General features: G+C 72.2%; 26 protein-coding genes, 1 tRNA gene and 1 other RNA gene. 11 read left to right on the top strand and 17 right to left on the bottom strand.

The annotated features are described in order from the left end of the window. Positions 1-215: 215 nt before the first annotated feature. Positions 216-288, bottom strand: a tRNA-Ala gene (locus JWR81_RS27885). A gap of 65 nt (positions 289-353) precedes the next feature. Here JWR81_RS27885 and JWR81_RS27880 point away from each other — a divergent pair. Further along, positions 354-2,354 (top strand): S9 family peptidase, encoded by a 2,001-nt coding sequence (locus JWR81_RS27880; protein ID WP_297659327.1) that lies wholly within the window; start codon positions 354-356, stop codon positions 2,352-2,354. A 60-nt stretch (positions 2,355-2,414) separates the two neighbouring features. On the opposite strand, the gene JWR81_RS27875 is transcribed toward JWR81_RS27880, so the two are convergent. Together JWR81_RS27875 and JWR81_RS27870 are read right to left on the bottom strand one after the other, a co-directional pair. Next, positions 2,415-3,173, bottom strand: coding sequence for a thioredoxin domain-containing protein (locus JWR81_RS27875; RefSeq protein WP_297659324.1), 759 nt, complete (start codon positions 3,171-3,173; stop codon positions 2,415-2,417). Position 3,174: 1 nt separating this feature from the next. After that, entirely contained in the window at positions 3,175-3,630 is a 456-nt protein-coding gene (locus tag JWR81_RS27870) for a MauE/DoxX family redox-associated membrane protein (protein WP_297659331.1), read from the bottom strand. A 293-nt stretch (positions 3,631-3,923) separates the two neighbouring features. On the opposite strand from JWR81_RS27870, the gene JWR81_RS27865 reads away from it, so the two are divergent. The 8 genes from JWR81_RS27865 (at position 3,924) to JWR81_RS27830 (ending at position 10,838) form a co-directional block, all read left to right on the top strand. Next, positions 3,924-4,655 carry a VIT1/CCC1 transporter family protein gene (locus JWR81_RS27865; protein ID WP_297659322.1) on the top strand — a complete coding sequence of 244 codons (732 nt, stop codon included), beginning with the start codon at positions 3,924-3,926 and terminating at the stop codon, positions 4,653-4,655. A gap of 70 nt (positions 4,656-4,725) precedes the next feature. After that, positions 4,726-5,409, top strand: a complete 684-nt coding sequence (locus JWR81_RS27860) for a GntR family transcriptional regulator (RefSeq protein WP_297659320.1) — start codon at positions 4,726-4,728, stop codon at positions 5,407-5,409. 116 nt (positions 5,410-5,525) lie between these two features. Beyond that, entirely contained in the window at positions 5,526-6,872 is a 1,347-nt protein-coding gene (gene atzF, locus JWR81_RS27855; RefSeq protein ID WP_297659318.1) for an allophanate hydrolase, read from the top strand. After that, entirely contained in the window at positions 6,869-7,615 is a 747-nt protein-coding gene (locus tag JWR81_RS27850) for a cysteine hydrolase family protein (protein WP_297659316.1), read from the top strand. The genes atzF and JWR81_RS27850 overlap by 4 nt, the downstream gene beginning before the upstream one ends. A 34-nt stretch (positions 7,616-7,649) precedes the next feature. Beyond that, complete coding sequence (locus JWR81_RS27845; RefSeq protein ID WP_297659314.1) at positions 7,650-8,354, top strand: cysteine hydrolase family protein; 705 nt, start codon at positions 7,650-7,652, stop codon at positions 8,352-8,354. Beyond that, positions 8,351-9,988: a regulator gene (locus tag JWR81_RS27840; RefSeq protein WP_297659312.1), complete on the top strand. Its 1,638-nt coding sequence runs from the start codon at positions 8,351-8,353 to the stop codon at positions 9,986-9,988. Before JWR81_RS27845 ends, JWR81_RS27840 begins: the two co-directional genes overlap by 4 nt. Further along, positions 9,985-10,398, top strand: coding sequence for an AtzH-like domain-containing protein (locus JWR81_RS27835; RefSeq protein WP_297659310.1), 414 nt, complete (start codon positions 9,985-9,987; stop codon positions 10,396-10,398). Before JWR81_RS27840 ends, JWR81_RS27835 begins: the two co-directional genes overlap by 4 nt. Beyond that, positions 10,395-10,838 (top strand): hypothetical protein, encoded by a 444-nt coding sequence (locus tag JWR81_RS27830; RefSeq protein WP_297659308.1) that lies wholly within the window; start codon positions 10,395-10,397, stop codon positions 10,836-10,838. The genes JWR81_RS27835 and JWR81_RS27830 overlap by 4 nt, the downstream gene beginning before the upstream one ends. Before the next feature lie 52 nt (positions 10,839-10,890). Here JWR81_RS27830 and JWR81_RS27825 read toward each other — a convergent pair whose 3' ends face one another. The 12 genes from JWR81_RS27825 to JWR81_RS27770 all read right to left on the bottom strand — a co-directional run bounded on the left by JWR81_RS27825 (position 10,891) and on the right by JWR81_RS27770 (position 22,667). Further along, on the bottom strand, positions 10,891-12,120 hold the full coding sequence (locus tag JWR81_RS27825; protein ID WP_297659305.1) for a cytochrome P450: 1,230 nt from the start codon (positions 12,118-12,120) through the stop codon (positions 10,891-10,893). A gap of 92 nt (positions 12,121-12,212) precedes the next feature. Further along, a complete protein-coding gene (locus JWR81_RS27820) occupies positions 12,213-13,457 on the bottom strand; it encodes a cytochrome P450 (protein ID WP_297659303.1) in 1,245 nt (414 codons plus the stop codon). Positions 13,458-13,541: 84 nt separating this feature from the next. Further along, positions 13,542-14,774, bottom strand: coding sequence for a trans-acting enoyl reductase family protein (locus tag JWR81_RS27815; RefSeq protein WP_297659301.1), 1,233 nt, complete (start codon positions 14,772-14,774; stop codon positions 13,542-13,544). Positions 14,775-14,842: 68 nt separating this feature from the next. Next, positions 14,843-15,214, bottom strand: a transfer-messenger RNA (tmRNA) gene (gene ssrA, locus JWR81_RS27810). Between the two features lie 73 nt (positions 15,215-15,287). Beyond that, positions 15,288-16,244: an amidohydrolase family protein gene (locus JWR81_RS27805; RefSeq protein WP_297659329.1), complete on the bottom strand. Its 957-nt coding sequence runs from the start codon at positions 16,242-16,244 to the stop codon at positions 15,288-15,290. A gap of 32 nt (positions 16,245-16,276) precedes the next feature. Continuing rightward, positions 16,277-16,762: an SsrA-binding protein SmpB gene (smpB, locus tag JWR81_RS27800; protein ID WP_297659299.1), complete on the bottom strand. Its 486-nt coding sequence runs from the start codon at positions 16,760-16,762 to the stop codon at positions 16,277-16,279. Between the two features lie 191 nt (positions 16,763-16,953). After that, positions 16,954-17,856, bottom strand: a complete 903-nt coding sequence (gene ftsX, locus JWR81_RS27795) for a permease-like cell division protein FtsX (RefSeq protein WP_297659297.1) — start codon at positions 17,854-17,856, stop codon at positions 16,954-16,956. 3 nt (positions 17,857-17,859) lie between these two features. Next, on the bottom strand, positions 17,860-18,549 hold the full coding sequence (gene ftsE / locus JWR81_RS27790; protein WP_297659294.1) for a cell division ATP-binding protein FtsE: 690 nt from the start codon (positions 18,547-18,549) through the stop codon (positions 17,860-17,862). 94 nt (positions 18,550-18,643) lie between these two features. Next, positions 18,644-19,750 (bottom strand): peptide chain release factor 2, encoded by a 1,107-nt coding sequence (gene prfB, locus JWR81_RS27785; protein ID WP_297659288.1) that lies wholly within the window; start codon positions 19,748-19,750, stop codon positions 18,644-18,646. A gap of 32 nt (positions 19,751-19,782) precedes the next feature. Beyond that, positions 19,783-20,298 (bottom strand): PadR family transcriptional regulator, encoded by a 516-nt coding sequence (locus JWR81_RS27780; RefSeq protein WP_297659286.1) that lies wholly within the window; start codon positions 20,296-20,298, stop codon positions 19,783-19,785. A 172-nt stretch (positions 20,299-20,470) separates the two neighbouring features. Further along, positions 20,471-21,484 carry an acyl-CoA dehydrogenase family protein gene (locus tag JWR81_RS27775; RefSeq protein WP_297659284.1) on the bottom strand — a complete coding sequence of 338 codons (1,014 nt, stop codon included), beginning with the start codon at positions 21,482-21,484 and terminating at the stop codon, positions 20,471-20,473. A gap of 13 nt (positions 21,485-21,497) precedes the next feature. Then, a complete protein-coding gene (locus tag JWR81_RS27770; RefSeq protein ID WP_297659282.1) occupies positions 21,498-22,667 on the bottom strand; it encodes an acyl-CoA dehydrogenase family protein in 1,170 nt (389 codons plus the stop codon). A 126-nt stretch (positions 22,668-22,793) separates the two neighbouring features. Between JWR81_RS27770 and JWR81_RS27765 the strand changes: the two genes are divergently transcribed. After that, positions 22,794-23,033 (top strand): hypothetical protein, encoded by a 240-nt coding sequence (locus JWR81_RS27765; RefSeq protein ID WP_297659280.1) that lies wholly within the window; start codon positions 22,794-22,796, stop codon positions 23,031-23,033. A 34-nt stretch (positions 23,034-23,067) separates the two neighbouring features. Beyond that, positions 23,068-23,460 carry a hypothetical protein gene (locus JWR81_RS27760; protein ID WP_297659278.1) on the top strand — a complete coding sequence of 131 codons (393 nt, stop codon included), beginning with the start codon at positions 23,068-23,070 and terminating at the stop codon, positions 23,458-23,460. 9 nt (positions 23,461-23,469) lie between these two features. Here the strand turns inward: JWR81_RS27760 and JWR81_RS27755 are convergent, their stop codons facing one another. Next, positions 23,470-24,204 (bottom strand): tyrosine-protein phosphatase, encoded by a 735-nt coding sequence (locus tag JWR81_RS27755; protein ID WP_297659275.1) that lies wholly within the window; start codon positions 24,202-24,204, stop codon positions 23,470-23,472. Continuing rightward, the coding region (locus tag JWR81_RS27750; RefSeq protein WP_297659273.1) for an NIPSNAP family protein at positions 24,201-24,522 on the bottom strand (322 nt) is incomplete at its 5' end. The genes JWR81_RS27750 and JWR81_RS27755, both read right to left, overlap by 4 nt.

Raw genomic sequence — 24,522 nt, 5'->3', positions numbered from 1 at the left:
GTAGTGACGGCGCTTGGTGAGCGGGTCCTGGCCGGCGTAGACGACGACGCGCAGGGACCCGCTGGGCAACTGCTCGATGCGGCCCTTGGAGCGAGACCGGCGTCGCGACGCCGCGGAAGTCATGGTGCAACGCTAGAGCGGATTCGCACCACGATCGGCACCACGAGTGTCGGTGTGGACAACTTCAGCGGAAAGTTTCCGCTGGTCAGCATGGGTGGAGCTGAGGGGATTCGAACCCCTGACCCTTTGACTGCCAGTCAAATGCGCTACCAGCTGCGCCACAGCCCCTTGCGAAGAGAAAGCTACACGAGCCCGCGAGGCCCCCGCGAACCGGGTCGCCTACCGTCGCGACCGTGCAGCCCGCCGACGTCGGACGCCTTGTGGGTGTCTCGGATCCCCGCCTCTCCCCCGACGGCCGCCGCGTGGCGTTCGTCGTCTCCCGCGTCGACCTGGAGGGCAACCGGTACCGCCGGTCCGTCTGGCTCGCGGCGACCGACGGCTCGGCGGCACCGTTCCCGCTGACCTCGGGCGAGCACGGCGACGGGCAGCCGGCCTGGTCGCCGGACGGGAGCAGGCTCGCTTTCACCCGGTCGCGGGACGGGAAGCACTCGCTGCACGTCATGCCCGTCGGCGGCCCCGGCGAGGTGATCACAGTGTGCGAGCGGCCGGAAGCAGTGGAGGAGCCGGAGTGGTCGCCCGACGGCGCGGGCATCGCGTTCGCGTCGCGGGAACGCACCGGCCGCTACTCCGACGGCGACGACGACCGTGCCCGGCCGCCCCGGCTCATCGACCGGCTCGTGTCGCGCCTGGACGGCGAGGGCTGGATCGTCGACCGGCCGCGGGGCGTGTTCGTGGTCCCGGCCGACGCGTCGGCGCCGCCGACGCTCGTGGCCGGCGGGGCCTGGGATCACAACGGGTTCGCGTGGGCGCCCGACGGGCTCACGCTGGCCGTCACGGCGGCCACCGGTGAGCACGACGCGGCGCTGCTCGACGACGTCCACATCGTGGCCGCCGACGGCACCGGCGAGCGGCGGACGCTTACCGACCGAGGCCTGTCGCACGCCCACCCCTCGTTCAGCCCGGACGGCACGCGGATCGCCACCCTCACCGACGACGTGCGCCTGGTGCCGTCGAACGGGCAGGTGGCGGTGCTCGACGTCGCCACCGGCGAGCAGCGGATCCTGACCGCCGGGCTGGACCGCCAGTGCGCGCCCCACCCCGGCGCCCGCTCCCCGCTCTGGGACGGCGAGCGGCTGCTGTTCGCCACCGAGGACCGCGGCGACGTCCACGTCCACCGCATCGCGGCCGACGGCACGGGCGAGGTGGAGCTGCTCGTCGGCAGCACCCGCGTCGTCAGCGCGTACGACAAGGTGGGCGACACGCTGGCGTTCGTCGCGAGCACGCCCACCGCGCTGCCCGAGGTGTTCGTCCGCTACGGGGACGGCACCGAGCGGCAGCTCACCACGCTCGGCGCCGCGTTCCAGGCGGCCGTCCCGGCCGCTGCGCTCGAACACTTCACGGTGCCCTCCCCCGCGGGCGACGGTGACGTCGACGCGTGGGTGGTCCGGCCGCTCGGCGTCGCGGAGGGCGACAGCGTGCCGGTGCTGCTCTCGATCCACGGCGGCCCGATGGCGCAGTACGGGAACAGCTGGTTCGACGAGTTCCAGCTGTGGGCGGGCGCCGGGTACGCGGTGGTCTACTGCAACCCGCACGGCTCCACCGGGCGCACAGAGGCGTGGCTGCGTTCCATCCGCAGCCCGGAGGCCGCGGAGGTCCCGGGCACCGGGTGGGGCGGCATCGATGCCGACGACGTGCTGGCCGTGCTCGACGCCGCGCTGGCGCGCGAGCCCTCGTTCGACCCCGACCGCGTCGGCGTGCTCGGCGGCTCCTATGGCGGGTTCCTCACGAGCTGGCTCATCGGCCACACCGACCGGTTCGCCGCGGCCTGCAGCGAGCGCGCGGTGAACAACCTGGAGTCGGAGGAGTGGAGCTCCGACGTGGCCGGCACGTTCCGCCACGAGCTGGGCGTCTCGCACCTGGAACGGCCCGAGGTCTACCGGCGGGTCTCGCCGATCACCTACGTGCGCGACATCCACACCCCGGTGCTGATCCTGCACTCGGAGGAGGACCTGCGCTGCCACCCGGAGCAGGCCGACCAGCTCCACCTGGCGCTGCGCATGCTGGGCAGGCCCGTGGAGTACTGGCGGTTCCCCGAGGAGAACCACGGCCTGTCGCGCGGCGGCTCACCGCGCCACCGCGTGCAGCGGGCGGAGATCATCCTCGACTGGTTCGGCCGGCACCTGGGCGGGCGCCGGCCCGAGATCACCTGGGATCACCCGTCCCGCAGGTCCTGACGATCGCCGCGCGCCGCACGGGAACGCCCTCGGCAGGGCCTCCTGTGCGGCACGTGGTGATCAGCCGGCCGCGATGGCGTTCTTCAGCCAGTTGCTGTCGTTGAGGTCGACCTTCACGCCCTTGATCGCGACCGTCGGGGTGCCGAACTGGCCGTTGGTCTGCAGGGCCGGGTCGGCGATCGCCTTCTTCGTCTCGGCGGCGACGGCCGCGTCGTTCGTCCCGTTGTTCACGCAGCCGGCGAAGTCGCCCTGGGCCTTGAGCTCGGTGCCGAACTGGATCAGCTGGGCGTTGCTCAGGCCCGGGCTGCCCTCGGCGGGCTGCTCGGCGTAGAGCTTCGCGTGGTAGGCGGGGAAGATGCCCGCCGCTGCCGAGCAGATGGCCGCGTTGGCGGCGCGCGTCGAGTACCCCGGGGGGTTCGAGCTGGGGTCGAGGATCGCGATGTTGTGGTACCGCACGGTGATCTGCCGGGCGTTCAGCGCGGCCGTGATGTCGGGGCCGTAGCGCTGCTCGAACCGCTGGCAGTTCGGGCAGAGGTAGTCCTCGTAGGTGTCGATCACGACCTTGCCGGTGCCGGCCGTGACCACCGCGCCGGAGACGGTGGCCGTGTAGGTGGGGGCCACGGCCGGCGTCGAGGAGTTGTTGCGGAAGTAGAAGATCCCGGCGCCGACGAGGACGGCCACGAGCACCACCACGCCCACCACGATCAGCGGCGTGCGGTTGGCCGTGTTCTTCGCGGGCACCTGGATGCCGGCCGCGGCCAGCCGCTGGGCGGCGGCCTCCTGTCTGCGCTTCTTGTCGTTTCTGGACGCTCCGCCCATGTCAGGTCCTTCCGCCGAATCGCGAGTCGATGGAGAGCAGGGTGCGGGGACGCACGATCAACCACGCGGCGAGCACGAGGAAGCTCGTGTCGCGCATCAGTTCCTGCAGGTAGGCGGTGTCGCCGGGGGCCACGGCGCCGCCGCCGCCGAAGCAGCCGCAGTCGATCGACAGCCCGCGCGCCCACGCCTGCGCGACCCCCACGACGAACACCAGCAGCAGCGCCGCCGACAGCACCGCGGCTGCTCGGGTGCCCACGCCCGCGAGCAGCAGCAGCCCGAGCGCGATCTCCAGGAACGGCAGCACCGCGGCCACCACCTCGACCCCGCCGGTCGGCAGCACGTCGTAGGCGCGGACGGCGACGTAGGTCTGGTCGGGGTCGGCCGCCTTGAGCGTGCCCGAGACGAGCCAGACGGCCGCGAGGCCGAGGCGCGCGAGCGTCCCGACGACGTCGAGCACCTGTTCCTGCCTCACACGATCAGCCTATCGACGGGTCGCTCGCCCTCCGTCACGGCCCGAGCACCAGAAGTGCTCGCGCGCCGGCTCCTGCTCCAGGACCGCGTCGAGGTCCGTCAGGCGGCGCACGCCCGCCACCGCGCGGGCGGTGCGGTGGTGGGCGGCACCCGGCGCCCCCACCACCCCGCGAGTCGACACATCCGGGCCGTCGACACGATCAGGCGCGCGAGTCGGCCCGTTCGGGTGGCCGCGCCGCCGCGCCGCACGGCCGCCCGCCCGGGCCATACGCTCGCGCCATGACCGCGGTTCCGGGGCCGGCGGAGTTCGCCGAGCACGAGAACGACCACCAGCACGCCGACGTCTCCGGGGGCTGGCTGCGCGCCGGCGTCTTCGGCGCCATGGACGGCCTCGTCACCAACATCGCGCTGGTCGCCGGCGTGGGCGGCGGCGGGGCCGACCGCCACGCGATCGTCCTGACCGGCATGGCGGGCCTCGTCGCCGGCGCGTTCTCGATGGCGCTGGGCGAGTTCGCGTCCGTCGACACGCAGAACGACGCGGTGGAGTACGAGGTCAGCATCGAGCGCGACGAGCTGCGAAGGCACCCGAGCGCCGAGGCCGCGGAGCTGACCGAGATGTACGTCGAGATGGGGCTCTCGCGGGAGACCGCGGAGGCCGTCTCGCGCGAGGTGAGCGCCGACCCCGAGCTCGCCGTCAAGGTGCACATCACGCAGGAGCTGGGCGTCGATCCCGACGACCGGCCCTCACCCTGGACGGCCGCGATCTCGTCGTTCGTCGCGTTCTCGATCGGCGGGATCTTCCCGATCATCACGTACCTGCTCGGCTACTCCTCGCTGCTGCTCGCGCTGGCCGTCGGCGCGGTCGGGCTGTTCGTCGCAGGCGCGCTGACCTCGCGCTTCACCACCCGCTCGTGGTGGCTGAGCGGGCTGCGCCAACTGCTGTTCGGCGCGATCGCGGCGGGCGCGACGTACGTCGTGGGCGTGCTGATCGGCGTGGGCGTCGCCGGGTAGCGGCCGCGCGGACGGCGCCGGTCTGACAATGTTGAGAGGGAACAGCCGCCACCGCCCGAGGAGATCCGCCGTGACCGCAGAGCCTGTCGCCACCGGCGGGCTGGAGGCGAGCAGCCTCGTCGAGCTCGCCGTGCGGCGCCTGCGCGGCGAGATCCTCAGCGGCGCGCTGGCGCCCGGGGAGCGGCTCGTCGAGGAGCAGCTCACCCGCCGCTTCGGCACCAGCCGGGCCCCGCTGCGCGAGGCGCTGCGGCTGCTCGGGCAGCAGGGGCTCGTGGAGCACCTGCCCCGGCGCGGGGTGCGGGTCACCCAGCTCTCGGCCCGCGACATGGACGAGCTGTTCACCCTGCGCGACACGCTCGAGCAGTTCGCCGTGCGCTGCACGTTCGGGGGCGGTGGCACCCCCGACCCCACGCTGCTGGACGGGCTGCGCGTCGCCGTCGAGGAGATGGACCGGGCCGCCGCGTCCGGTGCCGCCCTCGAGCAGGACGCCGCCCACCGGGGTTTCCACCTGGCGCTGGTCGCGCTGGCCGGGCACCACCACCTCATGCGCGTGTACGAGCCGTTGCTCCTGCAGCTGCAGCTCTACATGGCCACCAACATGCGGCGCGAGGCCCGCGACCGCTCCCCCTGCGACGGCGCCCGCCGCCACCGCAGGCTCTACGACGCGGTCGCGAGCGGTGGGACGGACGCGGTGCTTGCCGAGCTGGAGCACCACGGGGCCCGCACGTACCTTGCGCCGGAACTCGGCACCTGACGGCGTTGCACCGTTCGGGCCAGCGCCGGCCGGCGTTCGGGCCGCCACCTGCGGGCGTGACATGCCCGTAACGGGAGAGACCATCACCTGACACCAAACTGTCGACAATCGACGGAATGCAGATGCAGGTGGCAGCCCTCCCGTTCCGGGTGCGGGCGCTGAGCGAGGCGTTGCGGCGGGACGACCTCACCGTCCACGACATCGTCGACGAGGTGCTCGGGCGGATCGCCGCCCGCGGTGACGACGCGGTGTGGATCTCGCTCGTGGAGCGCGCCGCGTTGCACGAGCGGGCCACTGAGCTGGAGGCCCTGCGCGGCCGCGCCGAGCTGCCGCCGCTGTTCGGCGTGCCGTTCGCGGTGAAGGACAACATCGACGTCGCCGGGCTGCCCACCACCGCGGGCTGCCCGGCGTTCGCCTACACCCCGGCCGTCGACGCGGGCAGCGTCCGCAGGCTGCTCGACGCGGGCGCGGTGGTCGTCGGCAAGACCAACCTCGACCAGTTCGCCACGGGCCTCGTCGGCGTCCGCTCGCCGTACGGGGCGCCCGAGAGCGTGTTCGGCGGCGACCTGGTGTCCGGTGGGTCCAGCTCGGGCAGCGCGGTGGCCGTGGCGGCCGGGCTCGTCGCGTTCTCGCTGGGCACCGACACCGCGGGCTCGGGTCGCGTCCCGGCGGCGATGAACGGGATCGTCGGGCTCAAGCCCACCCGCGGGCTGGTCGGAGCGAGCGGGGTGGTTCCGGCGTGCCGGTCGCTGGACTGCGTCTCGGTCTTCGCCACCGACCTCGACGACGCCGCCGACGTGCTGGCCGTCCTCGCCGGACCCGATGCCGACGACCCGTGGTCGCGCACCGGGCCCGCGAGCGACGGCGGCGGCCCGGTGCGCCTGCTCGTCCCCGACGACGGCGCGCTCGACTTCGAGGGCGACACCGCGATGGAGCAGGTGTTCGCCGGCGTCGCCGCCCGGGCCGGGGCGGTCGGGCACACCGAGCTGGGCCCGCTGATCGAGGCCGGCGACCTGCTCTACGGCGGCCCCTGGATCGCCGAGCGGCTGGCCGATCTCGCCGGCTTCTTCGCCGACCACCCCGACGACGTCCTGCCGGTCACGCGCACGGTGATCGAGCGCGGCCACGACGTCGACGGCGTCGGCGTCTTCCGCGGCGTCCACCGCTTGCAGGAGCTCAAGGCCTGGTGCGACAGGCTGTGGGAGCGCGCCGACGCCCTGCTGCTCCCCACCGTCCCGACGACGTTCACGCGCGCCCAGATCGCCGAGCAGCCGGTGGTGCGCAACCTCGTCCTCGGCCGCTGGACGCAGTTCGCGAACCTGCTCGACCTCGCCGCCGTCGCGGTCCCGGCCGGCACGACCCCCGACGGCAGGCCCGTCGGCGTCACCCTCATCGGCCCGGCCTTCTCCGAGGACCGGCTGTTGTCCGCTGCACATCGGTTGATCACCAGGGAGGCCGCATGACCACCGCACCCACGCGCACTCGAGCAGGCTCGACGCCCGCCCCTGCGAGCAAGCGGGAGGCGACGATCGGTCCGGTCGCCGCCAACCCCTACCCGTGGCCCTACGACGGCTCGGTCGACGCCGCGCACACCGCGCTGATCTGCATCGACTGGCAGGTCGACTTCTGCGGGCCCGGCGGCTACGTCGACCGGATGGGCTACGACATCTCGCTGACGCGGGCCGGTCTCCCGGCGACGGCGGCGATGCTGGCGCACGCCCGGGCCACCGGCATGCTCGTCGTCCACACGAGGGAGGGGCACGCGCCCGACCTGTCCGACCTTCCCGCCAACAAGCGCTGGCGCAGCGCGCGGATCGGCGCCGAGATCGGCAGCGGGGGCCCGACCGGCCGGATCCTCGTGCGCGGCGAGCCGGGCTGGGAGATCGTGCCGGAGGTCGCTCCGATCGAGGGCGAGGTGCTGCTGGACAAGCCCGGCAAGGGCGCGTTCTACGCCACCAACCTCGATCTCGTGCTCCGGACCCGGCAGATCACGCACATCATCCTGACCGGCATCACCACCGACGTCTGCGTGCACACCACCATGCGCGAGGCGAACGACCGCGGCTACGAGTGCTTGGTCCTCTCCGACTGCACCGGCGCCACCGACCCCTCCAACCACGACGCCGCCCTGCACATGGTGACCATGCAGGGCGGCGTGTTCGGCGCAGTTGCCACGTCCACCGCCGTGATCGAGGGAACCTCATGACGCACGCCGACGTACCCGCCCCCGCGGAGGCGAGATGACCACCGTCCCCGCCGACCCCTATCCGTTCGAGTTCGCCCCGGCGACCACCGCCCTGGTGATCATCGACATGCAGCGCGACTTCGTGGAGCTCGGCGGCTTCGGCGAGACGCTCGGCAACGACGTCTCGCTGCTGCAGTCGGTGGTGCCGCCGCTGCAGAAGGTGCTGGCCACCGCCCGCGCCATCGGGATGGGGGCGATAGTGCACACCCGGGAGGGCCACGTGCCCGACCTGAGCGACTGCCCGCCCGCCAAGCTCACCCGCGGGGAGCCGTCCCTGCGGATCGGTGACCCGGGGCCCAAGGGCCGCATCCTCATCCGCGGCGAGTACGGCCACGACATCATCGACGACCTCGCGCCCGCTCCCGGCGAGCTCGTGATCGACAAGCCGGGCAAGGGCTCGTTCCACGGCACGACGTTCGGCGCCGAGCTGCAGGCGCGCGGCATCACCAGCCTGATCGTCACCGGCGTCACCACGGAGGTGTGCGTGCACACCACGGTCCGCGAGGCCAACGACCGCGGCTACGAGTGCCTCGTCCTGTCCGACTGCACCGGTTCCTACTTCCCCGAGTTCCAGAAGGCCGGCCTGGCCATGATCGCCGCGCAGGGCGGCATCTTCGGCTGGGTCGCTCCTTCCACGGCACTGATCACCGCACTGGCACCCACTTCGATGGCCCCCGCCCTGGAAGGGACACCGTCATGAGCGAGACGACCACCGAACCCGAACCGGTCACGATCTCCTGGTGGGTGTCCGGCGACACCAACGCGTTCTTCGGCCTGGGCTTCAACACCCTGGTGAACGTGCTGGTGCTCTCCGGGCTGTGCATCGGGGTGGTCAAGATCCCCGGCACCGAGGTGTTCGGGGTGATCCTGCCCGCGCTCGGCGTGCAGCTGCTCATCGGCAACGTCTACTACACCTACCTCGCGCGCCGGCTCGCCCAGCGCGAGAACCGCACCGACGTCTGCGCGATGCCCTACGGCCCGTCGGTGCCGCACATGTTCATCGTGACCTTCGTGGTCATGCTGCCGATCTACCTGAGGACGAAGGACCCGATCGCCGCGTGGGCCTCCGGGCTCGCGTGGTGCTTCATCATCGGGATCATCGTGTTGATCGGCGCGTTCGTCGGCCCGTACATCCGTAGGTACACGCCGCAGGCGGCCATGCTCGGCACGCTGGCCGGCGTCTCGATCGCCTTCATCTCGATGCGCCCGGCCGCCCAGATGTGGGAGGCGCTGTGGATCGCGCTGCCCGTCATGGTGATCATCCTGGTCGGCTTCTTCACCGACCTGAAGCTGCCGGGCGGCATCCCGGTCGGCCTCGCCGCCCTGCTCCTGGGCTCGGCGATCGGCTGGATCGGTGGTTACATGTCCGTGCCGGACGTCGTGTCGGCAGCCAAGGACGTGGCGCTGTCGCTGCCCACCGCCGACTTCGGACGTCTCGGACAGGGCCTGACGGACGTCGCGCCGCTGCTGGCCACGGCCATCCCCCTGGGCATCTACAACTTCACCGAGGGCATGACGAACGTGGAGAGCGCCGCAGTCGCCGGTGACGAGTACAACCTCCGCTCGATCCTGCTCGCCGACGGCACCGGGGCGATCGTGGGCTCCGTGCTCGGCTGCCCGTTCCCGCCCGCCGTGTACATCGGCCACCCCGGCTGGAAGGCCGCGGGCGGCCGCACGTCCTACTCGCTCGCCTCGGGCGTGGTCATCGCGCTCATGTGCTTCCTCGGCCTGTTCGGCCTGCTCGGGGCACTGCTGCCGCTGCCGGCGATCGTGCCGATCCTGCTCTACATCGGTCTCCTGATCGGCGCACAGGCGTTCCAGGAGGTGCCGAAGGCGCACGCGGTGGCCGTGGTCATCGCGATCATCCCGAACATCGCGTCCTGGGCGTCGGGGCTGATCGACAACGCGCTCTCGGCAGCCGGCACGACGGCGGCGCAGGTCGGTGAACCCGCGCTGGTGAACGCCGGTGTGGTCTACACGGGCCTGTCGCTGCTCGGCGGCGGGGCGATCCTGGCGGGCCTCTTACTCGGCGCGATCACGGCGTTCGTCATCGACAAGAAGTTCATCCCAGCGGCCGTCTACTGCTTCATCGGCGCCGCGGTGGGCTACGTCGGCCTCATCCACGCGCCGTCGGTCGGCTGGGGCGTGGGCGGCCAGATCGCACTGGGTTACCTGTTCGCGGGCATCATCCTGCTGGCGTTCGGCCTGGTCCGGCGGCACACCGCGACGGCCGAGGCCGAGCCGGCCGCGGCGTCCGAGGTGCCCGACCAGCGCGTCGACGAGCCCGCGGCCACCGTCGCGTCGATCGACACGACCCGCCCGGCCACCGCGTGAGGCTCGACGCCCCGGCTGCTCTCGACAGCGGAGTCGTCGACAGCCCGGAGGTGGTCGCCGACGTGGCGGCCGCCTTCGGGCGGTACGAGCGGGCACTGGCGGACGGCGACGTCGTCGTGCTCACCGGGCTCTTCTGGGACGACGCCCGGTGCGTGCGGTTCGGCGTGGCCGACCGGCAGCAGGGCGCCGGGGAGATCGCGGCCTGGCGGCGCGACCACCCCTCGGTGCCCGCGGGCCGGCGGCTCTCCGACACCCGCGTGGTGGCCGTCGACGACAGGACGGCCGTCGTGACCACCCTGTTCGGCTACCCGGACGGTGCGATCGAGGGCAGGCAGAGCCAGACCTGGGTCCGGTTCGCCGACGGGTGGCGGATCGTCGCGGCCCACGTGTCCGAGGTGCCCCTCGGATGACGGGCCGCGAAGCGGGGCGGGGGGCGGCGCCGGTCGCCCCCCACTCCCCCGACACCGTTCTCCTCGCAGTGGTGGCCGCCCACCGGACCGGCCAGCCGCTGCACCCGGAGCTGGTCGCGCTGGGTGCCCGCTACGAACGCGACGCGGTCACCGCGCCGGTCTACCGAATGATCGCGCTGGCGGGCGCCGGTGTCGCCCGCGGCGGGATCGTCGCGGCACCGGAGGGCGGCACCGCCGTCGAGGTGGAGCTGCACCGGATGCCCGTGGCGGCGGTCGGCACGCTGCTGCGCGCGCTGCCCGCCCCGCTGGCGATCGGCACGGTCGACCTGGCGGATGAGTCGGCGCTGGGCATCGTATGCGTCGCCGCGCCCGCGGACGCCGTGGACATCAGCGAGTACGGCAGCTGGCCCGCCTACCTCGCGACCCTCACCCTCGCATGACGACGAGGTCGTGCGCGGAGAGCGCTGCCCCGGCAACGCTCTCCGCGCACTGTCACCACGTCACCGGCAGCTCGTGCAGCCCGTACACCAGCATCTCGTCGCGGAAGGGCAGATCCTCCACCTTCTCCGTCACGGCCAGGTCCGGGAAGCGGCGCAGCAGGGCCGGGTAGGCGATCTGCAGCTCCAGACGCGCGAGCGGCTGCCCCAGGCACTGGTGCACCCCGAACCCGAACGCCACGTGGTGGCGCGCCGAGCGGTGGATGTTCAGCTCGTCGGGATCGTCGAAGGCCTGCGGGTCGCGGTTGGCGACCTCGCCCGCCACGACGACACCGTCGCCGGCGCGGATCGTGACCCCGCCGATCTCGACATCCTCTGTGGCCACGCGGCGGCGTCCGCTGTGCACGATGGTGAGCAGCCGCAGCAGCTCCTCGACCGCGCCGCCGACCAGCGCTGGATCGTCGGTGGTGCGCAGCTCATCGGCCTGCTCGGGGTGCTGGAGCAAGGTGAGCGTGCCGAGCGCGAGCTGGTTGGCCGTGGTCTCGTGGCCCGCGATGAGCAGCAGGTTGAGCATGGCGACGAGCTCGTCGGCGTCGATCTCCCCCGTGCGCATGCGGCGCAGCACCAGCCGGCTGGTCAGGTCGTCGCGCGGGTCGGCATCCTTCGCGTGGACGAGCTTCAGCAGGTAGTCGCTCAGTTCGTCGGTGGCGGCCAGCGCCTCCTGGGGCGCGGTGGTGTTGTTGAGCAGCTTCGCGCTGATCCGCTGGAAGAACGCGTGGTCGGAGTAGGGCACCCCGAGCATCCGGCAGATCACCATCGAGGGCAGCGGCAGCGTGAACGCCTGTACGAGGTCGACGGGCTTGGGGCCCGCCGCCATCGTGTCGAGCAGCTCGCCGACCACCTCGGTGATCATCGGGCGCAGGCTCTCGGTGTGCTTCACCGTGAACTCTGAGATGAGCATCTTGCGGTAGCGCGCGTGCTCGGGGTCGTCCATCGAGATGAACGACCGCACCTTCGCGCGCCGGACCTTCTGCCCGGGCGAGGTCGGAGGGTAGCCGTCCTTGCGGAAGTCGGCGCTGAAGCGCTGGTCGGCGAGCACGGCGCGCGCGTCCTCGTGGCGTGTGATCAGCCATGGTGTGCTGCCGTCCCAGATCCGCACCCGGCTGATCGGCTCGGTCTCGCGCAGTTCCTGCAGCGCAGCGGGCGGGTCGAAGGGGCATCCGCCCCGGCTCATCGGGTAGTGCAGCGCCTCGGTGTTCGGTCGTTCGGCGAGTGTCCCCGTCATCGCCGGCCTCCCTCTGGTCTGAGTTATATAGCATGGCTAACTACTTCAGAGTAGCCCCCGCCGACGTATCCGCGACAGGGGTGTAACGCCCGTCACCACTCCACGGGCACGGAGGCCACGCCGTAGACGATCTTGTCGGCGCGGTAGTGCAGGTCCTCGACGGGCGCGGTCACGCGCAGGCCGGGGAACCGCCGCAGCAGCGCCGGGTAGGCGATCTGCAGCTCCAGGCGCGCGAGCGGCTGCCCGAGGCACTGGTGCACCCCGAATCCGAACGCGACGTGGTGTCGTGCCCGCCGGTGGATGTCGAGCCGGTCGGGGTCGGGGAACGCCTCGGGATCGCGGTTGGCCGTCTCCCCCGACGGCAGCACGGCCTCGCCGGCGCGGACGAGCACGCCGCCGATCTCGACGTCCTCCAGCGCCACCCGGGAGCGGGCGTTGTGCACGATCGTCAACAGCCGGAGCAGCTCCTCCACCGCGCCGGCGACCACCTCCGGGTCGTCGGTCGTGCGCAGCTCCTCGGCCTGCGCGGGGTACTGGAGCAGCACCATCGTGCCGAGCGCGAGCTGGTTGGCCGTGGTCTCGTGGCCCGCGACGAGCAGCAGCGTCGCCATGCTCACGGCCTCCTCCACCTCGAGCTCGCCGGTGCGCACGCGGCGCACCACGAGCCGGCCGAGCAGGTCGTCGCCGGGATCCGCCGTCGCGAGCTTGGTGGTGACGAGCTCGCGCAGGTAGTCGCGCAGCTCCTCCGACGCGCGCATGGCCTCGCCGCCGTCGGCGGTGAACGTCAGCAGCTGCGCGGACAGGCGCTGGAACAGCTCGTGGTCGGCATACGGGACGCCGAGCAGGCGGCAGATCACCAGCGACGGCAACGGCAGCGCGAACGCCTGCACGAGGTCGGCCGAGCGCGGGCCCGCCTCCATGGCGTCGAGCAGGTCCTCGACGACGCCCGTCACCATCGGCCGCAGCGACGCGGTGGCGCGCATCGTGAAGTCGCTGATGAGCATCTTCCGCAGCCGGGCGTGCTCCGGGTCGTCGAGCACGATGAACGGCGGCGTCCGCAGGTCCGGACGACCGATGCGCCCCGGGCCGAGCAGCGGGAACCCCGGGCTCCGGACGTCGGCGCTGATGCGCGGGTCCGAGAGCGTGGCCCGCACGTCGGCGTAGCGCGTCACGAGCCAAGCCGAGCGGCCGTTCCACAACGTGACGCGGGTGACCGGACGGTCCTCGCGCAGCCGGGCCAGCGGCTCCGGTGGATCGAACGGGCAGCTTCCCCTCTCCATCGGGTAGGCCGGCGCGTCCCCCGTTCCGTCCGCCTGCTGGGCGATCGTCCCCGCCATCGCCATCCTCCGCTGTCGTCCGGTTCCCTGAGCATTGCTAACGGTCCGTACCGAACCGTAACCCGGACGTGGTCGTCACGCCCGCTACGCGGCGCCGGCGGTGTAGGTGTGGCCGGCGGCGCGGAGGCGGTCGATCAGCGCCGTGCCCATGGCCGACGCCGGGGTGAGCGACCCGGTCCGGTCGGGCAGCCGCGCCCCGTCGAGGGCCAGGCAGAGCGCGCTCTCCCCGAGCATGACGGCCGTGGCGGCGTACCCCGGATCCCCGGGACCGGAGACGACCCCGCGGTAGTGGCGCCCGCTCGTCGTCGCCGCGTCGAGGTCCATCCGGAACCAGCCGCGCTCGCGTTCCTCCGGCGTCGGACCTGTGCCCGGTGCGGGCAGCACCCGGTCGAGCAGCGACCGGGTGGGCCCGAAGCTCATGCAGGCGAGCACCAGCCCGAGGCCTGCCGTGGTGCCGGCGGCCGCCAGCGCCCCGACGGGACCGCGCCCGGTGCCCATCACCTCCTGGTAGCGCATCGAGCGGCCGTAGGACCAGTCCTGCAGCGCGTTGCTGCGCCGCACGATCCGGGTGTTGTACGACGCCATGACGAACGGCGCGGTCCACATCCCGCGCGAGCCCCGGCGAGCGGGGGGCGGGGCGTCCACCGGCTGCGACGGTGTGGGCTCGGCCGCGCGGTCGGGGCTGAGCGCGTGCCGATCGGCGACCACGCGGCGCAGCGCCGGGTCGGCGCCGACGGCCTCGACCTGCGCGCGCATCGAGTCGATCGTCCCGCCGCTGAAGCCACCCCGCACGGTGGCGACGAGCCCGACGGCGGTGAGCTCCCCCGCGCCGTCGGCCGCGGCCTGCTCGTGCAGCAGCAGCACCCCGAGATCGGACGGGATCGAGTCGTAGCCGCACGAGTGGACGATCCGCGCGCCGGTGCTGCGGGCCACCGCGTCGAACCGGTCGATGACGTCGCGCACGAACAGGACCTCGCCGGTCAGGTCGACGTAGTCCGTGCCCGCCCGCGCGCACGCCTCGACCACCGGGAGCCCGTAGCGGGCGTAGGGGCCGACGGTGGTCACCAGCACCCGCGTCGCAGTGGCCATGGCGGTGAGGGAGGCCGGGTCGGTGGAGTCGGCCTGCAGCAGCGGCCACGACCGTGCACGTTCGGGCAGGTCCGCGCGGACCTTCTCCAGCTTCGCGGCGGACCGCCCGGCCAGCGCGATCCGGACCTCCGCGGGCGCGTGCTCGGCCAGGTACGCGGCGACCAGCGCCCCCACGTAGCCGGTGGCGCCGTAGACGACCACGTCGTAGGGCCGTTCGGCGTCGTTCATGACTCTCCTCGATGGGGCCGAGACGGGGGCAGCCCCGTCGGCCGGGTGGCCGACGGGGCTGCCGTCAACGGTGGAGGTGCCGGGAATCGAACCCGGGTCCTCTGTCGCTTCACAAGGGCTTCTCCGTGCGCAGTCCGCGTTGTCTCTACTCGGATCCACCGATCATGCGGACGAGTCGGTGTGACGATCCCAGTCGCTGTTTGCTGTCCCTGTCCACCCCGCGACCGGGTGGACAGGTAAGTCCCCTAGCTGATGCCGGGGTCCGGGTCGGGGAACGCACCCGGTCCGACAGAATCGCACTCGCTCAGGCGGCGAGGGCGAATTCGCGCTGCGTATCGCTGGCGCTTATAAGGTTGCAACGGGTGGTTAACGAGCTCATCGTTGCCTTCCTCGACACGCTTCCCCTTGCTCGACGTCCAGAGTCGAAACCGTTCACCCCCTTCGACGCCCGGTGTCGGACGTCCACATAGCTTAACGCGCGGGGCAAGCCGGTTCTTCCCGGTCGCCCCCGTGTCAGGTCGGAAGGCCCAGGAGCCGTGCGGGCGCGTCGTGGAGCACCGAGCGGAGGAACCCCGCCCCCAGCCGGTCGTCGGCCGCGGCCCAGCCGGCCACCGCCTTGACCTGCTCGAAGTAGGCATAGGGGATGTTCGGGAAGTCGGAGCCGAACACCACCTTGTCGGCCACGTCCACGAGCTGCGCCGCCCAGTCGTCGGGCAGCGGCGCGATCTGCAGGGAGTAGGGCGTGCCGACCATCGTGGTGTCGATGTGCACGCGCTCGTGGCGGCGCACGAGGTCCAGCGCGCCGGTGAAGTCCGGCATGCCGGCGTGCGCGAGCACCACGGGCAGCCGCGGGTGTTCCGCCAGCACCCCGGCGAACACGTCGAGGCCCGTGTGCCTCCCGGGGATCGGGCCGTGGCCGCAGTGGATGATCGCGGGCACGCCGGCCTCGGCGAGCAGGCCCCACGCCGGACGCAGCAGCTCGTCGCGCGGGTCGAACGCCCCCACCTGCACGTGCACCTTCACGGCGCGGGCGCCCGCCTCGACGGCCGCGCCGAGGTAGTCGACGACGTCCGGCTCGGGGTAGAGGGTGGCCGTCGGCACGGCGTCCGGGGTGCGGGCGGCGAAGTCGCCCGCCCACTCGGTGAGCCAGCGGCCCATGTCCGGTTTGTGCGGGTACACCAGCGGCGCGAACGCGCGCACGCCCAGCTTCTGCAACGTCGCGACGCGGTCGGCCTCGGGTGTCTTGTAGTGGATCGGCCACGCCCTGCCGTAGTGGGTCTCGGCCTCGTCGAAGTAGGCCCAGACCTTGGCCATCACGCGCTCGGGCAGGAAGTGCACGTGGACGTCGACGATGCCGGGCACGCCCAGCTCGGTGAGGAACCGCGGGACGTCGTCGTCGCTCTGCGGAGGAGCGGGAACAGTGTCGACACCCTGGGCCGGGGAGGCCGTTTCGTCGCCTCGGGGCGGCAAGGCCGTGTCGTCGCCTCGGGCCGGCGAGGCCGTCACCGCATCTCCCGCACGCGCCCCTTGGCCGCCCGGCCGTAGGCCTTCTGGATCTCGCGGTCGGCGTCGCGCTTGGCCAGGTCGGTGCGCTTGTCGTAGGCCTTCTTGCCCTTGGCCAGCGCGAGCTCGCACTTGACCTTGCCCTCGTTGAAGTACAGCGACAACGGCACGAGCGTGAGCCCGCCCTCCCGGATCTTGCCGATCAGGCGCTCGATCTCGCCGCGGTGCAGCAGGAGTTTGCGGGTGCGCCGAGGCTCGTGGTTGGTCCAGCTGCCCTGCGTGTACTCCGGGATGTGCAGCCCGCGCAGCCACACCTCGCCGTCGTCCACGGTGGCGAACGCGTCGACCAGCGACGCCCGGCCCAGCCGGAGGCTCTTCACCTCGGTGCCCAGCAGCGCGACACCCGCCTCGTAGGTGTCGAGCACCGCGTAGTCGTGACGTGCCTTGCGGTTCTGCGCGATCACCTTGCGGCCCTTCTCCTTCACCTGTCCAGCCTACGCGGGACCGCCACCGGGATGCGGGACGTCGCTCAGAGCAGCGACGACAGCCCCGCTCCGAGCACCCCGCCCAGCGCGACGAGCACCCCCGTCGCCGCGAGGGCACGTGCGGGGGGCCGGGACGAGGCGGAGGCCGTCACGGGTGGTGACGGTGACCGCCGCCCGTGCCGCCCCCCGGTCTACAGCCGGACGTACAGGCGCAGCGTGACGTAGCCGGTGATCGCGGCGATGCCCGCACCGATCATCAGCAGGAACGGTGACACCCACAGGATGTCGGAGACCTGGATCGGCGGCACCACCCCGTTCGACACGATGCCGCTCAGCAGCGAGTCGATGAACAGGAACTTGCCCACCAGCAGCCCGCCGGCCGCGATCAGCGCACCGATCACACCGGTGACCACGGCCTCGATGAGGAACGGCAGCTGCGTGTACCAGCGGGTGGCGCCCACCAGCCGCATGACACCCACCTCGGTGCGCCGCGTGAACGCCGAGACCTGCACGGTGTTGGAGATCAGCAGCAGCGCCGCCACGGCCTGCACGAGCGCGAGCGCGAACGTCACGTTCCGCACGCCGCCGAGGAAGTCGAAGAGCTTCGCCACGACGTCGCGCTGGTCGATGATGTTGCGCACCCCGACCTGCCCGGTCATGGCCTGCTTGACCGCGGCCGCGCCGGCCGTCTGGTCGGCGAGCTTGACGCGCAGCGTGGCCGGCAGCGACTGCGGGCGCACGACGTCGGCCAGCGACTGCCCGGCGAAGAGCTGCTTGTAGCGCTCGTAGGCCGTCTGCTGGTTCTCGTAGGTCACCGACGCCACGAGCGGCGAGTTCTCCAGCGTTCGCTTGAGCGCGGCGCAGACGGGCTGGCTGCAGTCGGTGTCGTTGGCCGACACGTCGGACGTCAGCGCCACCTGGATCTCGACGCGGTCGCTGTAGAGCTGCTCGGTGCGGTCGATGGTGCGCACGGCGAGCAGGCCGGTGCCCACCAGGCCCAGCGAGATGGCCGTGGTCAGCACCATCGCCACGGTCATCGTGACGTTGCGGCGCAGGCCCGTGAGTACCTCGCGGACGACGAAGTCGGAACGCACGTCCTACCGCCCCACGCCGTAGACGCCGCGGGACTCGTCGCGCACGACCTGCCCCAGGTCCAGCTCGACGACGCGGCGGCGCATCGAGTCGACGATCGAGTGGTCGTGCGTGGCCATCACGACCGTGGTGCCCGTGCGGTTGATCCGTTCCAGCAGCAGCATGATGTCCTGGCTGGTGTCGGGGTCGAGGTTGCCCGTGGGCTCGTCGGCCAGTAGCACCAGCGGCCGGTTCACGAACGCCCGCGCGATCGCCACGCGCTGCTGCTCGCCACCGGAGAGCTCGTGGGGCAGCCGGTCGGCCTTGCCCTCGAGCCCGACGAGGTCGAGCACCTCGGGCACGACCTTCTTGATCGTGGACGGCTGCTTGCCGATCACCTCGAGGGCGAACGCGACGTTGCCGCCGACGGACTTGTTCGGCAGCAGCCGGAAGTCCTGGAAGACGCAGCCGATGCGCTGGCGCAGCCGCGGGACGCGGCGCCGCGGAAGCTTGGCGACGTTGAGGTCGGACACGAAGATGTTGCCGCGGGTGGGCACGTCCTCGCGGAGCAGCAGGCGCAGGAACGTCGACTTGCCCGATCCCGAGGGTCCGATCAGGAAGACGAACTCCCCCTTGTCGACGTTCACCGAGACCCGGTCCAGCGCGGGACGCGTCGAGGTCTTGTAGAGCTTGGTGACGCGTTCGAGGCGGATCACGAGCGCGGACGTTACCGGCGCGCCGCGACCCCGCCGTTATCCGACGCGCCCCCTCGGCGCCCGGTTGCTACCGCTCGGCGGATCAGTTCGCTGATCAGCTTTCTGCGGCCTGGTTGCGCCGCCACCGGATGCCCGCCTCGATGAAGCCGTCGATGTCGCCGTCGAGCACCGCGGAGGGGTTGCCGACCTCGTGCTCGGTGCGCAGGTCCTTGACCATCTGGTACGGGTGCAGCACGTAGGAGCGCATCTGGTTGCCCCACGACGAACCGGTGTCCTTGAGCGAGTCCATCAGGGCCCGCTCCTCCTGCCTGCGCCGCTCCAGCAACTTGGCCTGCAGCACCACCATCGCCGACGCCTTGTTCTGGATCTGCGACCGCTCGTTCTGACACGACACGACGATGCCGGTGGGCAGGTGGGTGAGCCGCACCGCGGAGTCGGTGGTGTTGACGCCCTGGCCACCGGGCCCCGACGAGCGGTAGACGTCGACGCGGAGCTCCTTCTCGTCGATGTCCACGTGGTCGCTGGTCTCGACGACGGGCGCCACCTCGACGCCCGCGAAGGATGTCTGGCGGCGGGCCTGGTTGTCGAACGGGGAGATGCGCACGAGCCGGTGGGTGCCCTGCTCGACCGACAGCGTGCCGTAGGCGAACGGGGTGTGGACCGCGAACGTAGCCGACTTGATACCGGCCTCCTCCGCGTAGGAGGTGTCGTAGACGTCGACCGGGTACCCGTGGCGCTCGGCCCAGCGCAGGTACATCCGCATGAGCATCTCGGCGAAGTCGGCGGCGTCGACGCCACCGGCCTCCGACCGGATCGTCACGAGCGCCTCGCGCTGGTCGTACTCGCCCGACAGCAGCGTGCGCACCTCGAGGGAGAAGATGTCCTCGCGGAGCTTGGCGCGCTCGGCGTCGGCGTCGGCGATCGCGGCCTCGTCGCCCTCGTCCTCGGCCAGCTCGTAGAGCACCGGGAGGTCCTCCAGGCGACGCCGCAGCTCCTCGAGCCGCCGCAGGTCGCCCTGCGCGTGCGCGAGCCGGCTGGTGACCTTCTGCGCGGCCTCCGTGTCGTTCCACAGGTCGGGCTGGCCCGCCTGGCCGGAGAGGTCGTCGATCTCGGCGCGCAGCGCGGGCAGGTCGGTGACCGCCTCGATGCTCTCCAGGGTGGTGGTGAGCTCTTTCAGGTCGGCGGCGGCGTCGGGGTTCACAACGCTCCAGGCTACGCGCCCCGGCGCGGGGCCTACTCCTCCGGGACGGCGTCCAGGAGCTTGAGCATGGCCCGCACGTGGGCCACGGCGAAGTCGGCCACGGGCTTGCGGTAGGGGTCGGACTCGCCCCGAGCGGCCGCCCGCGCCGCCACCAGCCGCTCGGCGTAGGCCTCCCGGCTGGTGCCCACGAGATGGGCGCGCTGCTTGGTCGTCAGCATGCCGGCGTGCAGCAGCCGCAGCACGAGCGGGCTGCGCAGCGGGTCTACCCCGCCGTCGGCCGCCAGCCACGCCTTGAACGACCGCCGGCCCGCCGCGGTGATCGCGTACTGCTGCGACGCCCGCGCCCCGACCTTGCCGAGCTTGAGCAGCCCGGCCTCGGCCAGCACCGGCAGCTCGCGGTAGACCTGGCTGCGCGTGACCGAGAAGAAGGCCCCGAACTGCTCCCCCGCGGCGGCCACGAGCTGTCCACCGGTCATCGGCCCGCCGTGCAGCAGACCGAGGAGTGCTGCGGCGGTGGCGTTGACGGATGTGGCACGAGCGGACGGCATATCCCTACCGTGCCACCCGAACGATGCGTCCGCATGCTCCACAGTGGTCGCACCTGGTCGCGCTGCGTCCTGATCGACCGTCCGGATCCGATCGGGCGAACCACCTGCCCCCTCCGCCTCGTGCGCGGGAACACTGCCAGGCAGCGCTCTCCGCGCACGGGCGGCCGAGGTGCTAGATCGTCAACGCGGCGATCCGCTCGCGCTGGGCGTCGGCGTCGCCGAACTGGCCGGCCAGCCGCTTGGCGCGCTTGTAGTAGAAGTGCGCCTCGTGCTCCCAGGTGTAGCCGATGCCGCCGTGGTACTGGATCATCGCGGCGGTGGCGGCGATCGCCGTGTCGCTCGCCTTGGCCTTCGCCACGGCGACGGCCAGGTCGGCCCCGTCGAGGCCGGCGTCCACCGCGTGGGCGGCGTAGAGGGCGGCGTGCTCGGCGAGCGTGACAGCCACGTGCAGGTCGGCCAACGCGTGCTTGATCGCCTGGAACGAGCCGACGGGCACGCCGAACTGGGAGCGCTCCTTGTCGTAGGCGACCGTGCGGGAGACCGCCTCGCGAGCGATGCCCACCAGGTCGGCCGCCACCAGCACGGTGGCCCGGGCCTCGAGCTCCGCGATCACCTCGGCGGTGGCGCCCGGGAGCGCCTCCCCCGCCCCGGCCTCGACCGAGGCGAGGCGCGTGGTGCCGTCGTAGGAGCCCTGCGGGGTGGCGGTGGCGCCGGTGACCAGCGCGAGGCCGTCCCCGGAACGGGCCACGATCACGTCGGCCACGGCACCGAACTCGACGGCGGTCAGCGTGCCCGGCGCGGAGCCGCGCAGCGTGAACGCGCCGACGGCCTCCCCACCGGCGAGCTTCGGCAGCCAGGCGGCCTTCTGCTCGTCGGAGCCGGCCAGCCGCACGGCCTCGGCGGCCAGGACGGTGCCACGCCACGGGCCGGGCGCGACGCCGGCGCCGAGCGCGCGGGCGATGACCTGGGCCTCGACCAGCCCGAGCCCGAGACCCTCGTTCTCCTCGGGGACGGTGACGGCGAGCCAGCCCTGCTCGGCGGCGGCCTCCCACAGCGAGGACGGGTGGCCGTCGCCCGCGGTGTCCTCGAAGACGCCACGGACGGCCTCGAGGTCGAAGCGCTCCGCGAGGTAGCCGCGCACGGCGGCGTCGAACTCGCGCTGGTCGTCGGTGAGTGCGAAGAACATGTCCGACCCTCCTTTATCGCGGCAGGCCGAGCACGCGCTCGGCGGTGACGTTGCGCTGGACCTGCGAGGACCCGCCCCAGATCGTGACCGACCGGGACCACATGGCCTGGGCGTGCAACGGCGTGAGGTCGATGCCGTCGATCTCCGAGAGCGTGGCGTCGTCGCCGAGGATGTCGTCGAAGACCTCCCAGAGGTCCTGCGACGGCTCCGACCAGATCAGCTTGGTCATCGACGCCTCGAAGCCGAGGTCGCGACCCTGCTCCACCTGCGTCTGCACGTGCATGGCGTGCAGCCGCAGGCACTCCAGGTCGGTGAGGACCTTGGCGAGCTTGCCGCGGATCACCGGGTCCTTGTCGCGGCCGAGCTTCTTCGCGACCTCGACGACCTCGTCGTACTGGCGGCGGAACTCCGTGTACTGACCGATGCCCGATGCGCCGCGCTCGAACGACAGCAGCAGCATCGCCGTGCGCCAGCCCTCGCCGATCTCGCCGAGCACGTCGGTGGCGGGCACCCGGGCGTCGTCGAAGAACACCTCGCCGAACTCGCTCGCGCCGCTCATCTGCTTGAGCGGGCGGGCGTCGACGCCGTCCTGGTGCATGTCGATGAGCAGCATCGAGATGCCCCGGTGCTTCTGGCTGCCGGCCTCGGTGCGCACCATCGTGAAGATCTTGTCACCGTGGACGGCGTTGGTGGTCCACACCTTCTGGCCGTTGACCACGAAGTCGTCACCGTCGCGGACGCCCTTGGTGGAGAGCGCCGCGAGGTCGGATCCCGCGCCGGGCTCCGAGAAGCCCTGGCACCAGATCACCTCGTTGCGCAGCATCGGGCCGATGATCTCCTTCTTCTGCGCGTCCGTGCCGATGGCCATCACGGTGGGCGCGAGGAAGGTCAGTCCCAGCGGGTTGACGGTGCGCGGCGCGTCGGCCAGCACCATCTCGACGTCGTAGATCGCCTTCATGCCGGGGGTGCCACCGCGGCCGCCGAACTCGGTGGGCCACTGGATGCCGGCGAACCCGGCGAGGGCCTTGTCGCGTTCCCAGTCACGGCGCAGGCGGAAGTTCTCGTCGTCGTCGAGCGACTCCCAGAACCCGGGGCGCTTCCACTCCTCCGGGATGTTCGACTGCAGCCAGGAGCGCAGCTCGCTGCGGAACTCCTCCTCCGCTGCGGTGTAGGTGAGATCCATCGCGGCCTCCTCGCACGCTCGGCAGGACTTCCTGCCCACCTTGACATACTCACGGGTAACCGGCTCCTCCGGTCACCCGTCTGACGGTCCGTGACCAGCACTAACGGAGCGGGTACGCTCTGCGACATGCGTACGGAGCGGGTGACGGTGAGCCTGCCGGCCGATCTCCTGGCCGCGGCTCGTGACGCGGTGGACCACGGCGCCTCCGACAGCCTGGCCGGCTACATCGCCGAGGCGATGGAGGCGCGTCAGGTGCGCGAGCGGTCCCTGGCCACCCTGGCCGACCTCTACGGCGGGCCTCCACCCGCCGACGAGCTCGCGCAGGCGCGCCGCACCCTGCTCCTCGTCCCGCCCGCCGCCGTCTGATGGCGGCGGCACCGGTGGAACCGGTGGTGCGGACGTGATCGGCGGCCGGGTGCTCGACAGCACCGCGCTCGCCGCGTTCGCCGTGGGCCGGCCCGTGTACATGCGGGCGCTGGTGTGGGCCGCCGTCGAGGAGAACATCGTGCTGGCCATCCCGAGCGCCGCCCTCGGGCGCGCCTGGGCGTTGCTCGACCCCGAGCACCACGCCGCGCTGCAAGTGCTGCTAAACCTCCCCAACATCGTGATCGACGAGCTGAGCACGGCGTCGGCGCTCGAGTCCGGCCTGCTGATGGCCGCATCCGGCGGCGACGACATCGCCGCCGGCCAGGTGGCCGCCAGCGCGCGGCGCCGGGGCTGGCCCGCGGTGACGGGAGACCCCGGCACCCTGCGCAAGCTCGACACCCAGGTGACGATCGAGGAGCTCCCGTAGACCGGTAGGTCAGGCGGTGAAGCGCTCGCGCAGCCGCTCCAACTCCTCGTCGGTCAGGCCGTTGGCAGCCAGCCAGCCCGCCGCACCGCCGTGCTGCTCGTCGAGCCTGGCCAGCACCGTCTCCATCACCTCGGCGCGGGGGTGGTGCGGCGTCAGGTCCTCGGGCATCGGGTCGCCCGACGCCGTCGTCCAGCGCCGGAACATCGTCTCGATCTGCTCGGACGAGAGCGCGTAGTCGGCCACCACCGCGTCCCGCTCGACACCGACCGCGTCCAGGACCAGTGCCACGACGGTGCCCGTCCGGTCCTTCCCCGCCGCGCAGTGCACCAGCGCCGGGCCGGCGTCGGCCGCGGCGAGCCGCCGCACCGCGGCAACGACGTTGGCGGGGTGGTCGGCGAGGTAGCCGAGGTAGTTGCGCAGCAGCGGGTCGGTGTCGTCGCCGGTCTCGGGCAGGTAGTTGCGGCTCTCCCCGATGAGCGTCAGGGGCACCGTCTCCACACCGGCGTCGGTCAGCGCGGTGGACCCGTAGCGCTCGATCTCCTCGGGCGTCCGCAGGTCCAGCACGAGCCGCAGCCCGACCTCGTCGACGAGGCGCATGACGTCGGCGGGTGTGAGGTACTGCAGGGACGCGCTGCGCAGGAGCACCCCCGCCCGCGTCGTGCCGCCCCCGCGCAGGGGCAGCCCGCCCACGTCACGGACATTGTCGACGCCCTCCAACCGCAGCCACCGTTCGGTGGCCGTCACCCGAAGACGCCGGAGTTGAGCACGCGTCGGCTGATGCGGGCGACGATCGGTCCATCGGCCTCGCTCTCCGCGCGCCTGTCCCGCCACTCCGGGTCGGCCCCGAAGGCGGCCCACTTCGCGGCCATGTCCTCGTAGGAGTCCCACCGCATGACGTAGACGAGCTCGTTGTTGGAGTCGTCGCCGAGCTCGGTGAGGGAGATGAACGTGACCTCCATCCCCAGCCGCTCGAAGATCTGCAGCGTGTGGTCCTTGAAGCGCTTCACGAGGGCGGGCATGCGGCCGGGCACCGTGGTGTACTCACGAATCTCGTAGATCACC

This window comes from Pseudonocardia sp., from assembly GCF_025965585.1.
In the GTDB taxonomy this organism is placed as follows: Bacteria; Actinomycetota; Actinomycetes; order Mycobacteriales; family Pseudonocardiaceae; genus Pseudonocardia.
This window is presented reverse-complemented; position numbering and strand designations above follow the sequence as displayed.